General features: G+C 61.5%; 15 protein-coding genes. 13 read left to right on the top strand and 2 right to left on the bottom strand.

The genetic code is table 11. The annotated features are described in order from the left end of the window. Positions 1-11: 11 nt before the first annotated feature. Both ABWU19_RS01070 and ABWU19_RS01075 read right to left on the bottom strand, forming a co-directional pair. On the bottom strand, positions 12-2,003 hold the full coding sequence (locus tag ABWU19_RS01070; protein ID WP_435899953.1) for a DDE-type integrase/transposase/recombinase: 1,992 nt from the start codon (positions 2,001-2,003) through the stop codon (positions 12-14). Next, positions 2,000-2,221: a helix-turn-helix domain-containing protein gene (locus tag ABWU19_RS01075; RefSeq protein ID WP_027877645.1), complete on the bottom strand. Its 222-nt coding sequence runs from the start codon at positions 2,219-2,221 to the stop codon at positions 2,000-2,002. Before ABWU19_RS01075 ends, ABWU19_RS01070 begins: the two co-directional genes overlap by 4 nt. A gap of 144 nt (positions 2,222-2,365) precedes the next feature. Here ABWU19_RS01075 and ABWU19_RS01080 point away from each other — a divergent pair, with 144 nt between their 5' ends. The 13 genes from ABWU19_RS01080 to mraZ all read left to right on the top strand — a co-directional run bounded on the left by ABWU19_RS01080 (position 2,366) and on the right by mraZ (position 11,333). Continuing rightward, the gene (locus ABWU19_RS01080; RefSeq protein WP_435899998.1) at positions 2,366-3,007 is read left to right on the top strand and encodes a helix-turn-helix domain-containing protein; all 642 of its coding nucleotides are present in this window, start codon (positions 2,366-2,368) and stop codon (positions 3,005-3,007) included. A gap of 99 nt (positions 3,008-3,106) precedes the next feature. Beyond that, complete coding sequence (locus ABWU19_RS01085) at positions 3,107-3,397, top strand: hypothetical protein (RefSeq protein WP_277188926.1); 291 nt, start codon at positions 3,107-3,109, stop codon at positions 3,395-3,397. 110 nt (positions 3,398-3,507) lie between these two features. Beyond that, positions 3,508-4,491 carry a phage protease gene (locus ABWU19_RS01090; protein ID WP_435899954.1) on the top strand — a complete coding sequence of 328 codons (984 nt, stop codon included), beginning with the start codon at positions 3,508-3,510 and terminating at the stop codon, positions 4,489-4,491. Then, positions 4,491-4,895 carry a hypothetical protein gene (locus tag ABWU19_RS01095; protein ID WP_435899955.1) on the top strand — a complete coding sequence of 135 codons (405 nt, stop codon included), beginning with the start codon at positions 4,491-4,493 and terminating at the stop codon, positions 4,893-4,895. The genes ABWU19_RS01090 and ABWU19_RS01095 overlap by 1 nt, the downstream gene beginning before the upstream one ends. 12 nt (positions 4,896-4,907) lie before the next feature. Beyond that, on the top strand, positions 4,908-5,813 hold the full coding sequence (locus tag ABWU19_RS01100) for a Mu-like prophage major head subunit gpT family protein (protein WP_435899956.1): 906 nt from the start codon (positions 4,908-4,910) through the stop codon (positions 5,811-5,813). 15 nt (positions 5,814-5,828) lie between these two features. Then, positions 5,829-6,281 carry a gp436 family protein gene (locus tag ABWU19_RS01105; RefSeq protein ID WP_051529382.1) on the top strand — a complete coding sequence of 151 codons (453 nt, stop codon included), beginning with the start codon at positions 5,829-5,831 and terminating at the stop codon, positions 6,279-6,281. Further along, positions 6,281-6,763 (top strand): phage virion morphogenesis protein, encoded by a 483-nt coding sequence (locus tag ABWU19_RS01110; RefSeq protein ID WP_187388602.1) that lies wholly within the window; start codon positions 6,281-6,283, stop codon positions 6,761-6,763. The genes ABWU19_RS01105 and ABWU19_RS01110 overlap by 1 nt, the downstream gene beginning before the upstream one ends. Next, on the top strand, positions 6,756-7,268 hold the full coding sequence (locus tag ABWU19_RS01115) for a hypothetical protein (RefSeq protein ID WP_043982031.1): 513 nt from the start codon (positions 6,756-6,758) through the stop codon (positions 7,266-7,268). Before ABWU19_RS01110 ends, ABWU19_RS01115 begins: the two co-directional genes overlap by 8 nt. After that, the gene (locus ABWU19_RS01120) at positions 7,258-7,458 is read left to right on the top strand and encodes a hypothetical protein (RefSeq protein WP_043982033.1); all 201 of its coding nucleotides are present in this window, start codon (positions 7,258-7,260) and stop codon (positions 7,456-7,458) included. The genes ABWU19_RS01115 and ABWU19_RS01120 overlap by 11 nt, the downstream gene beginning before the upstream one ends. Then, complete coding sequence (locus ABWU19_RS01125; protein WP_435899957.1) at positions 7,455-8,864, top strand: DUF2586 family protein; 1,410 nt, start codon at positions 7,455-7,457, stop codon at positions 8,862-8,864. The genes ABWU19_RS01120 and ABWU19_RS01125 overlap by 4 nt, the downstream gene beginning before the upstream one ends. A gap of 10 nt (positions 8,865-8,874) precedes the next feature. Further along, positions 8,875-9,315: a hypothetical protein gene (locus ABWU19_RS01130; protein WP_027877654.1), complete on the top strand. Its 441-nt coding sequence runs from the start codon at positions 8,875-8,877 to the stop codon at positions 9,313-9,315. Between the two features lie 5 nt (positions 9,316-9,320). Further along, complete coding sequence (locus tag ABWU19_RS01135) at positions 9,321-9,587, top strand: DUF6848 family protein (RefSeq protein ID WP_027877655.1); 267 nt, start codon at positions 9,321-9,323, stop codon at positions 9,585-9,587. Between the two features lie 1,311 nt (positions 9,588-10,898). Continuing rightward, positions 10,899-11,333: a division/cell wall cluster transcriptional repressor MraZ gene (mraZ, locus tag ABWU19_RS01140; protein WP_027877656.1), complete on the top strand. Its 435-nt coding sequence runs from the start codon at positions 10,899-10,901 to the stop codon at positions 11,331-11,333. Positions 11,334-11,398: the final 65 nt, after the last annotated feature.

The following is an 11,398-nucleotide window of genomic DNA, read 5'->3' on the forward strand; positions in this document are numbered from 1 at the left end:
GGCGTGTAGGGCTATGGCTTTGCTTGGCATGAGTTATTATCTACATAGATTTGGTATAATTCGTCGTCCAGGGTGAAGCCTGCAGCCAGGAACTCTGCCAGGGCCTGCTCCACCTCGCGGTCGCCTGGCGCCGGGTCTAAACGGGCCTGGGGGCCAGAGATTTGCAAGGTTTCGGGTTGGGGTAGGTCGGGGGCCCGGCGGGAGAGGGCCTGGTCGAGCCGCACCATAGGGTTCATGAACTGGGCCCGAATCTCGTCGGCAGCCGCGTGGATATCCCGAATCTGCTGCCGCAGCTTGCGCCGCATCTCGCGGGCTTCCTCGCCCAGGGCGCTCCAGTTCTGGGATTCGAGTGCGCCCAGGATCTGCAGGCTGCCGTCCCGCCGAGGCAGGGCCGCGGTGTACTGGGCCGCCGGGAGGATTTCGTTGATGAGCACCACCACGTCCATGCCCTGGTAGCGGATCAGGCTGCCGTCGGGCAGACCCCAGGCCCGCCCGCGCAGGGTGATGGTGCCGTTGCCGCGCACCCGCCGGGTCTCCTGGCGGGAAAACAGCAGCATCAGGTCGCCGAAGTCGTAGCGCACCCGGCTGCTGTTGGCTGCGGTTTGCACGAACAATTCCTCGCGGGTTTGACTGCCCAGGAGTGATTTGTGGTAGTCCTGGGTCAGCCACAGCAGGGCCCGGTGCTTGAACTCCTCCTCGGTCAGGAGGCGCTCGGGGTAGGGGTCGGGGCCGCCCTCGGCCATCCAGCGGCGGGTGTTGTGCAACAGCCGGGCCAGGCGCTGGTGATCCCGCTCGTGCACATCCGAGCCGGCGTAGCCCGGCAGACCCGCCTCGAACTGTTGGTGGAAGAGACCGAAGAAGCGCTCGATGTTGCCGCGGCTGTGCGAGACGTAGGGCCGCGAGTGGGTGGACTCGATGCCCAGGTCGGCCAGGATGCGCTCGGATTTCTCCGATCGATAAACCTTGCCGTTGTCCCAGTAGATGCGCTCCGGGCGGCCCCAGATGGGCCAGTGGGCCCGCCAGGGCTCAGGCTTTTCCAGCAGGGCCAGCATGAGCATCCGGTCGGTGGCGGCCTGGTCCTCGTCGCGCGAGAATACGAAGGCCGGCACTGCGCCGCTGAACACGTCAATGGCCGCGTGGATGCGCAGCCGCAGCACGTGGTTGGTGTAGGGGTCGTACACAAACGCATCGCAGCGGGTCATGTCCACCATCCAGAGTTGGTTGGCCCGCTCGGTGAGGATTTCCCCGCTCCAGACCCGCAGGTGTTCCTTGCGGGCGCGATCGTCCATCAGCGTGACCCGCAGTACGGGGTCAGACTCCATCTGTTTGCGGATGCGCCGAATGGTGGTTGCGGACAGGACGCTCCAGTCCCGGCTGTTGGGGAAGGGGCGGTAGCGCAGCAGGTTTGGGTCGTTGAGTTCGATGATGCGCCGGATGCGGGGGGCGCTGTAGCGGGGGTAGGTCATCCACAGGCCCACCACCAGCTCGTAGAGTTCCCGTGGCAGCCGAACCACCCCGGCGTCCCGCCGCATACGCCGGGACAGCGCCTGTTCGGACAGCTGGGAATGCTGGAGGCGCTGCACCAGGCGGATCACCTGCCTCTTGGAGTAGCCGTGTTGCTGGGCCGCCTGCTCCAGAAGAAGGTTCTTCTCGCCGGGGTTGGCCGCACGGTATTCGGCGTAGAAGGGCAACAGCCAGCTCATCAGCCGGTGGGCCTGCTGCATGCGCTCAGGGGTGATCTCCGGCTGGGAAGTTGGTGCGGTATCTGATGGGGCAGGCGGCTCTTCCAGGGGCGACTGCAGGATAGGGGGACTGTTCTGCTCGAATACGCGCCGCAGGGAATCCAGGTTGACCAGGCGCTTGCGGGTGTAGCCGCCGCGCTCGAGGGGAACCTCAACCAGGGTGGATTCGACATCTGGATGCTCCAGATATCGTTCGATGGTGCGAATGCCCTTACTAAGGACTCTCGCGGCTTCGGGGATAGAAACAAAACGCGCTGTCATAGACGTGTTGTCTCCATATGTGGCGTTTCAGATGAAAAAAAATCGGTGCTTACGCCGTAAACCTTAGCGATACGCTCTACCACATAGAAGCTGACGCGCTTGCCCCGGCGACCCGCCAGGATGTGCTCGATGGTTCCTACTGCCAGGTTTGCCTTCGCCGCTAGCGATCGTGGAGTATCCCCGTGTTGGCTCATCAGATCGTAAAGCTGCTTTTTCATGTGCAAACACCTCTTGGCAACATATGGAGCATTAGTAAGATGCTACATATGGAACCCACATCTGTCAATGGCCTGGAAGCTGCGCTAGCAAAACGCAAACCAGGGCCGTTACGAGGCCCTTTCAATGATTGGATTCTTGAGACAATGAAGAGGCGAGGTATTAACACCCTTGAGGAGTTCGCTAAGCAGTCGGGTATTTCGAGAGGGACGTTGTATCATCTTGTTAGGGGACGAGTTTCTCCGAAGGGGACTTGGGTAAAGCCATCAGTAGACACCCTGTTAGTTCTTGCTAGATTCCTCGAGCGTCCCATTCAAGACCTAATTTTTCGGCTTGAGCCAGACGCGCCTGGAGTGTCTGAACAGGATCGGACTATCGCCTGTGGGACGGTAAAGGTTTTCGGTGTCGTAGGCGCTGGCCCCGGCCAGTTCGAGCCCACGTTAAAGAGCGTCTACGTTCCCGCCGCTGTGGCCAAAGGGCGCCCGCTTGCGGCATATGAGGTCAGGGGCGACTCGATGTGCGGAGGCAAGCGGCCCATCTGCGATGGCGACATCATCGTGGTAAATATGGCCGATAAGGGTTGCAGCGGCCAGGTGGTGGTAGCCCGCCTTGTGGATGGGAGTTTTGTGTGCAAGGCTCTGAAGGAGGATAAGTTTGGCAGGCGGCTAATGTCGCTCAATCCCCTTTACACCAACTCCGCCCCACCGGTTATTCCTGCTGAGGACGTGGACGAGGTCATCGGGCGCGTGGTCTGGGTGCAGGGGGCGCTGAATGGTGTAGAGGAATAGCTGCGCGGCCCACCGCTACATGCTATATTAGAGATAACCTAGCCAGACATTCCCCGGAGGAAGCTCCGGGGGTTTTGTTTGGCCCAAAGGAGGAAGTGTGTGCTGAAATTCGCATCAATCCTGGCTGTCGCCAAGCTCGTCTACGCCGCGCTGGGCCTGGTGGTGCTGGTCGTGGAAGACATCATGGACGGCCAGCCAGGGGCGCAGAAAAAGGAAGCTGCAATAGCTCGGGTAAAGGAAGTAGTGACGGGCATTCTGGGGTACTGGCCCGGCTTTATTCCCGATGCCCTGCTGGGATTCCTCATTGACTGGGTGGTGAGTCGGTTCAACGCCGATGGCACCTTTCGTAAAAGCTCTGGCCCTCAGACCAGCACCCCAGCCGCATCCTGACGCATGGCCGCTTTCGCCACAGACCGCACGATTAGAAAACCGCAGCTATTGGCGGTTGAAAACGGGTTTGCCTTTGGAGTTGTTCGAGCGGCTCCCCTGGGAGGTTCAGTTTGCACACCCTGACCTCTTCCGGCGTCACTTCGCAGATATCCTTGCAGGACGGTGGCGTCCCTAATCGGATTCCGCTGCATCCGTTCGGTGAGTTTTTCGGCAATGGCCGCCGGTTTGTGTTCGATGAGGCCAGTCTGGCGGCAGTGCGGGAGCAGCTGCGCCAGAATGGCCGGCCCTGGGTGCTCGACTGGCACCACGCCACGCTGGATGTGGAGGCTGGCAAGCGGGACAAAGCCCCAGCCGCTGGCTTTATTCAGGATGTGGTGGTCGAAGAGGGTTATGTGTATGGCCTGGTTGAGTGGACCCCGGAAGGGGCGGCGGATGTGATGAAGGGGGCCTTCGCCTTCATCTCCCCGGTGCTGCTCCACACCGAGGACGGGCACGTCGTCGGCTACCACTCGCACGCGCTCACAAACCGCCCCGGCACGCAGTGGCAACGCCGGATCGGTATGGAGGAAAAAATGGACTGGTTAAGACAGATGGTAGGACTCCCCCCGGATGCCGGGGAGGAGCAGGTGCGCGCCGCGCTGGAGGCTCTGCAAGCCCGAGCCCAGCTGGGCGATCTACTGGTGCAATCGCTCGGCCTCAGCGACGCCACCGTGACCCCCGAGCTGCGGGCCCGGGTCATCCGGTTGGCCGCCAACGAGCAGGTGCTCGACGAGGTCAGCCGCCTGCGCCAACAGTTGGAGCAGGAGGCCCGTCAACGCGAGCAGCAGCGCATCCAGGCCCTGGTGGAGGCCGCGCTGGAGGACGGGCGCATCCTGCCCAACCAGCGTGAGTTGTTCCTGCGCCTGGCCGCCAGCGACTTCGAGGCCACCCGCATGGCCCTGGAAGCCCTGCCCCCCCGCGTGCCCACCCAGCTACCGCAGTTACAGCCTGCCCAGAAGCAGGAGCGCGCCGCGCTGAGCGACAACGATCTGGCCGTGGCGCAGCTGGTGGGCGTTTCTAAGGAAGCTCTACTTAAATACGGAGGTGATGAGTAATGCCTGCTGCTACCACCCCGCGCGACACCTTCATGCGTGAAGGGGATTTATTTCTGATCCCAGTAAAGGCTAACACCAAGATTTTCCAGGGCACCCTGGTCGTGGTGGATGCGGGCTACGCCGCCCCTGGCCACACCGCCCTAAACCTGCGGGTAGTAGGCCGCGCAGAGGAAACCGCGGACAACACGGGCGGGGCCAACGGCGCGGTCAGCGTGCTGGTGCGTCGCGGCGTGTTTAAGTTCGATAACGACTCTGCCGACGCCATCACCCAGGCCGACCTCTGGGCCGATTGCTTCATCACCGACGACCAGACTGTTTGCCGCACCAGCGGTGGCAACACCAAATCCCGGGCAGGCCGCGTTGTGGATATTGAACCCGATGGGGTCTGGGTGGATACCCGCTAATGGAGGTAGTGCGTGATCATCACTGATGCCAACCTTGCCAGCCTGCGTCGCAGCTTCCGCGCGCTGGCCTATGAGGCCCTCGCCCAGGTCGATCTGCAATGGAACCAGATCGCCATGCAGGCGCCCAGCAACACCAGCGCCAACACCTATGGCTGGCTGGCGAACGTTCCAGGAATGAAGGAATGGCTGGACGAACGGGACGTCAAAAACCTGAGCGAGTCCAGCTACACCATCAAGAACCGAGACTTCGAGCTGACCGTAGCGGTCAAACAAAACGACATCGAGGACGACAACCTGGGTGTGTACACCCCCATGTTCCGCATGCTGGGCGAGGAGGTGGCCTATCACCGCGATCAGCTGGTATTCGATGTGCTCAAGGCCGGCTTCACCCAGACCTGCTACGACGGCAAGACCTTCTTCGCCACCGACCACAAGGTGGGCAAGCAGACCGTCAGCAACCGGGGCAACGTGCCCCTGACCGCGGCCAACTTCGAGGCCGCCCTGGCCCAGATGCAGAAGATTCCCAACGCCGCCGGGCGGCCCATGCGCCTGTTCATGGGCACCGGCGAGCGGGCCCCGCTGCTGGTGGTGGGGCCCGACCTGCGGGCCACCGCCGAGAGTATCGTGGCGCTGCGTACCCTCTCCGGTGGCGGGGAAAACCCCAACTATCAAAAAGCACGTCTGCTGGTAGTACCCGAGCTGTCGGGCGCTGCTTCGGCCTACTGGTTCCTGCTCGAGACCAGCCGGGCGGTCAAGCCCCTGATCCTGCAGGTGCGGCAGGAGCCGCGATTCACCGCGCTGGATCGCCCCACCGACGAGAACGTCTTCAAGCGCAAGGAGTACGTCTACGGATTCGATGACCGTAAAAATGCCGGGTACGCCTTCTGGCAGCTGGCCTACGGCAGCACCGGCGCTTAATTAAGAGGTTAGACCATGTTCACCATCGCGGATGTACGGGCCAACCTGGCGGAGGATGTGCTGATCTATCTCGTGGACGACGAGAATGAGAAGGCCATCACCCCCGCCGCAGAGGCCCGCATCCAGGAGGACATCCGCAAGGCGGTGGCCGAGGTCAACTCCTACGTGGCCCAGCGCTACACCCTGCCCCTGCCGGAAATCCCGGATGTGCTGCGCGATAAAGCGATGGACGTGGTCAAGTACAAGCTCTTTTCCCGCCGGGGCATCCGTCCCGGCACCGCCGACGAGACCATCCGCCAGAACTACGAGGACGCCCTGCGCTGGCTGCGCGACCTGGCCCTGGGCAAAACCAGCCTGACCTTCAGCGGCAACAGCGGCTCCGACGGGCCTGCGGTGCCCCAGGGGGTACTGCCCCGCATACGCGCGGCCAGGCGGGTATTTTCCCGCGAGAAACTGGAGGACTTCTGATGGGCGTGCGGATCGTGGGGGATGTAACCCGACTCAACCGCGCGCTGCGCAAACTGGCCGCTACCCGGCTGGATCGCGCGGCGGCCAGCGTGGGGGAGGCCCTGGTCTCCTCCACCATCCAGCGCTTCAACGAGCAGAAGGGCCCCGATGGGCGGCCCTGGGAGCCCCTGGCTGCGGCCACCGTGGCCCCGCGCAAAAAAGATTTCAAGAAGTCTGGTGGGCTGCGAAAGCAGGCACTGGAGCGAATGGAGAAGCGAAAAATCCTGATTCAATCGGGCCGCCTGCGCAACTCCATCACCGCCAGGCGGGACGGCAGCAAAGTGGCCGTCGGCACCAACCTGGTCTACGCCGCCATCCACCAGTTCGGCGGTCTGGCGGGCCGCGGGCGCGGGGTGCGCATTCCGGCCCGCCCCTACCTGGGCATCTCGAAAGCAGATGAGGCCGAGATCGAGCGCATCCTGAAGGAGGCCCTGGGTGGTTAGCCTGGTTCGCCAGCACCTGACCCGCGGCCTGGTCTCCACCGGGCTGCCGGAGCGGTATATCCGTCAGGAACAGCGAAATCGGGGGGAGGCGTATCCCACAGACCTGTCGGCCTGGCTCTACCCGCTGCAGGGCGAGCTAAACCGGGCCGGCAAACGGCTGTCGGTAGAGCAGACCCCTGTGCGCTCCCGCCGCTGGCTGTGGCTGGGCGGGGCCAATATGCGCTGTGAGCTGTACGCCCGCAACGAGCCGGAGCTGAACCAGATTCTCCAGGGCTTTCTGACCTGGCTGTTCGATCACACCCTGGTGGACAGCGCGGGGGTGCGCTTCAAGGTTCCGGCGGAGCGCATCCGCTTCAGCTACCAGGATGAGGAGGGGGTGCTCATTGCCCAGAACGGTATCTGGCTCGAGATCCCGGTCGAAATCGGCATCTACCGCGACAACGCCTGGACCCCGATCACGGTCGAGATCGAGCGCGAAATTGAAGGAGGCGCAAGTGGCGAGTGAGAAGGATAAAGAACCGCTGGAGCTGCCCACGGTGGAGGAGCTGGCAGCTCAGCACGGCGTGGAGGCCTGGGCCCTGGCCGGTGTGCGGGTGCGCGAGCGCTGGCCCATCGGGTTTCGGGTCAAAGAAGAGGTGTTTTTGAAGGCGGTGGAGCGCTTTTTGAAAGGCCCCACCGATGGAGGAAGTAGATGAGCCTGCCGGGTGTTTATCCGATTATTCAGGATGGCGGCCTGGGCGCAGTGGCCCCGTCCGGGGATGGGGCTCGGGTGGTGGTGGGGGTTTCCAGCGCGGGGCCCCTCAACCAGGTGATTGGCCTTTCCGACCTGGGCGCGGTGCCCTCCACCCTGGGCACGGGCCCGCTGGCGCGGGCGGTGGCCGACCAGCTCGCCTATGGCGGGGGCCAGGTCTACGCGGTGCGGGCCAGCGCGGATGTGGCTGGCACCGTGACCCCCGACGCGGGCAACCCCGCCAGCCCTGCGGTCACCATCACGGGCAGCCCGCTGGATGCCTACGATTTGCAGGTGCGGATCACCCGCGCCGGGGCACTGGGCACATCGGCGTTCGTGTACAGCCTGGACGGGGGCGACAGCCTCAGCCTGGAGATCGCCACCGCGGCCACCTACGTCATCCCCGGCACCGGCCTGACCCTCAACTTCGCGGCGGGCAGCTACGTGCTGGGCGATGTTTACAAGTTTGCGGTGACAGCGCCCAGGTGTAGCGTATCGGCGGCCCAGACCGCCATCCGGGCCGCGCTCGGCTCGGCCCTGCTCTACGAGTACATCCAGCTGGCCCAGCCCAGCGACGCCGCCATGTGGGCGGCCCTGGATGCGCTGGCCCTGGAGGCGGAAAACCAATTCCGTTACATCTACTTCGTGGCCGAAACCGTTCCTCCGGGCAGCGATGCAGATGCCTGGGTCAACGCCCGGCTGGCGGAAAAGGCCAGCTTCGCCTCCAAGCATGTGCAGATCGTGGCCGCCTGGGGCGAGGTGGTGGATACCCTGAGCGGTCGCCTCGAGGTGCAGAGTCTGGCCTCGCGGATCGCTGCCCGCAGCAGCCGCAACCCCGTGCACATCAAAACCTCCTGGGTGCAGCAGGGCCCCCTGGCGGGGCTGGTGGTGCCCGCACCCTTCACCACGGGCCAGTACGGCAAGGCCACCAGCTTCAACAACGCCCACGCCCTGGCCCTGGACAATGCTGGCTTCACCACCATCTATAAGTTGATTGGCCGGGACGGCTGGTTCGTGGTGGACGACCGAATGGCCGCCGCCCCCACCAGCGACTACAAGATCGTGCCCAACCGGCGGGTGATGAACAAGGCCACCACCCAGGTGCGCCAGGCCCTGCTCGATTTCGTGCAGCAGGGGGTGGATCCGCTCGATCTCAATGCCTCCCTGGCTACCCTGGTGGCCCGCGCCAATACCCCCTTGCGCATCATGCAGAGCAAGGGCGAGATCGTGCGGGGCCGGGTCATCATTCCCCCCGGCCAGGACATCCTGGCCAGCTCGTCCCTGCGGGTGCAGGTGCGCATCGTCCCGCTGGGCTATCTGCGGGAGATCACCCTGGACATCGGCTTCGAGAACCCCTTTCTGGCGGCCTAGGAGGTGAATCGTGATTAACGGCAGATACTACGACTGGGAACACATCACCCTCAACCTGAAGGGCCGCACCCTGGTGGATGTGAAGTCCATCAGTTACGGCGACGAGCGAGGGGCCGAAAAGGTGTACGGCAAGGGATTGCGCCCGCGCGGATACCGCCTGAAGCGCTACAGCGGCAAGGATGGGCAGGTGGTCTTGCTGCGGGAGGAGTATGACCGCATGCTGGAGGATTCCGAAATCCAGCAGAAGGGCCTGTACAACATCGACCCCTTCGAGATCGTGGTCAGCTACGACAAGGGGGATGGGAACCCCAAGACCGACGTACTGCAGGACTGCATCTTTACCGAGCGCAGCTTCGACAACATCGAAGAAGACGGCGACGAACTGACCGTTACCCTGAGCTTCCAGTACCTGAGCCTGAAGTCCAACGACCAGGACGCCCTGGTGGAGTGAGATAAATGGCCGACAAATCCAACGCCTATCACGTTTTTGAGACCCCGGAGGGCAGGAAGTTTGCCTTCCAGAAACCCACCACCGCCCAGATCGACGCCCTGGTGGCCCGCACCCGCAAAAGCCCCACCCAGGCCACCGCGTTTTTCACCCTGGCCATCATCGAGCCCGCGCAGCGGGCCGAGTGGGAGGCCCTGCTTTCCGACAAGCCGGGCTATGCCACCGAGGTGGTCGAGGCCGTCATGGAGAAGCTGGGTTTTCCGATCAGGGGCTGATCGTAGATGAGGCCCCGAGTCCCCTCGAGCAGTACGCCGCCCTGGTCGAATACTGGTTGCACCAGCCAGCCAGCCAGGACATAGACGAGCTGCGCAGCCAGGTGCGCCGGGCGCTGTGGCTCGAGAAGCGCTACCTCAAACCCCCACCCTGACCCGGGTGGGGGTCAAATCTTAATCTTTTTCTCTCATAATTGCCCTTTATCGTATTAGAATCTCATGATAGTTTTGGCCTATTTATGAGTGCAGCTATTTCACTGTGGCTTTGGTTACTTTTACGCAATATGTTTCACGCCGGGTTGCTTTTGTTATCGCAAAAAAGCAACTTTTTGATGTTTCACCCACTCCGCCAATGTAGCATTGTTCACTTTTGGCGGAGTGGAAAATTATGTTTCACGATTTTTATCTGTTGTACACAGGTTTTTTAGCTTATTTTTGTATGTTTCACCCACTCCGTCATGGCGGAGTGGCGTTTTAAGTAATAAGGTTATAACTTTTTAGGCTGCTGGACGTTGTTTTTTCCACTCCGCCATTTGGTTTTATTTGACTTAGTCTATTTTGGCGGAGTGGCTTTATGAGAAATTTTCTTGACTTAGTACAAAATGGCGGAGTGGCTAGCACTACATTATATACTTAGTACACGCAATGCTATTTTATTTATTTTTGCCACGTTTATCGCATTATTCTAGTGTGTTGGGCTGCTTCGTTTGATTTTTTATTTTTGTATTAGTGACTCTCATTTCTGTTTTTTGCTAAATTTATTGTACTCATTGTTTTCATAATACCCACATAGTGAAAAATAGCGCGTTTCGTTTTGACATTTAGCGTGGCGCAAAATGGGCGTTAGTGACATTTAGCGTGGCGCGCCCCAGTTTTCAGGCGCTTCCACCTCGATCTCACTTTTTTGCAGTTCCATACGGCATTTTTCCGCTTCATTCCGCTTCATTCCGGTTCTTCCACTGGTGACATTTAGCGTGGCGCGTAACAACTGGTGACATTTAGCGTGGCGCGTAACAGAAGCTTATCTCGTAGCAATACAGGATACCCGGCGCCGGGTGTGATGGCGTTTTTATCGTCTTACACAATGTTTTCACGCCCACACCCGGGGCCTTCGGGGGTGGGGTGGATTTGGTGGGAAACCCGCCCAATTTGAACCCCGAAGGTGGGAAAAAGTGGGAGTCAGGTGGGAGATAGTGGTAAAAAGTGGGGATTGCGTGGTACATTACGGTTCAGAACAGCACCTCCGGTGGGAAACGCTCGTGGCGAGACGAGCCCTAAAAACCGAATCTGCACAGGAGAACAGGAGAACACGAGATGCCCTTCGGTGAACACCAGTATAGCCTCGATGACAAAGGTAGGGTTGTGATTCCGCAGCCCTTCCGCTCGTTTATCGAGGATGGGGTGGTGATTACCCGGGGCCTCGAGGGCTGCCTCTACATGTACCCCCTGCTGGCCTGGAGCAACATCGAGCGACAGCTGCAAAACGTACCGCTGATTGATCGGGACGCGCAGGAGCTGGTGCGCTTTTTGTATTCAGGAGCCCACAAAACCCAGATGGACAGCGCTTCACGGGTAACCATTCCCCCGCCCCTGCGCAAGTTTGCCGGCCTCGAGGATACCAACGAGGCCGTTGTGGTCGGCGCCCCTACCCGCCTCGAGCTCTGGAGCGAGAGCCGCTGGTGGGCCACCATCACCAAGTTTGTCGAAAACCCCACCACCCCCGAGGCTCTGCGCGGCCTGATTGGATGAAGCATGTATGCGCGCCATCACCTGTATTTCTCAACCCAGCCTGCCTCGTGGCCGGGAGGGCCAAG

Source organism: Meiothermus cerbereus, assembly GCF_051297115.1.
Lineage (GTDB): Bacteria > Deinococcota > Deinococci > Deinococcales > Thermaceae > Meiothermus > Meiothermus cerbereus_A.

Coding starts and splice junctions, on each gene's coding strand:
- ABWU19_RS01080 (WP_435899998.1), top strand. CDS start 2,366: ATGAAGAGGCGAGGTATTAACACCCTTGAGGAGTTCGCTAAGCAGTCG.
- ABWU19_RS01105 (WP_051529382.1), top strand. CDS start 5,829: ATGTTCACCATCGCGGATGTACGGGCCAACCTGGCGGAGGATGTGCTG.
- ABWU19_RS01070 (WP_435899953.1), bottom strand. CDS start 2,003: ATGACAGCGCGTTTTGTTTCTATCCCCGAAGCCGCGAGAGTCCTTAGT.
- ABWU19_RS01075 (WP_027877645.1), bottom strand. CDS start 2,221: ATGAAAAAGCAGCTTTACGATCTGATGAGCCAACACGGGGATACTCCA.
- ABWU19_RS01110 (WP_187388602.1), top strand. CDS start 6,281: ATGGGCGTGCGGATCGTGGGGGATGTAACCCGACTCAACCGCGCGCTG.
- ABWU19_RS01095 (WP_435899955.1), top strand. CDS start 4,491: ATGCCTGCTGCTACCACCCCGCGCGACACCTTCATGCGTGAAGGGGAT.
- ABWU19_RS01135 (WP_027877655.1), top strand. CDS start 9,321: ATGGCCGACAAATCCAACGCCTATCACGTTTTTGAGACCCCGGAGGGC.
- ABWU19_RS01125 (WP_435899957.1), top strand. CDS start 7,455: ATGAGCCTGCCGGGTGTTTATCCGATTATTCAGGATGGCGGCCTGGGC.
- mraZ (WP_027877656.1), top strand. CDS start 10,899: ATGCCCTTCGGTGAACACCAGTATAGCCTCGATGACAAAGGTAGGGTT.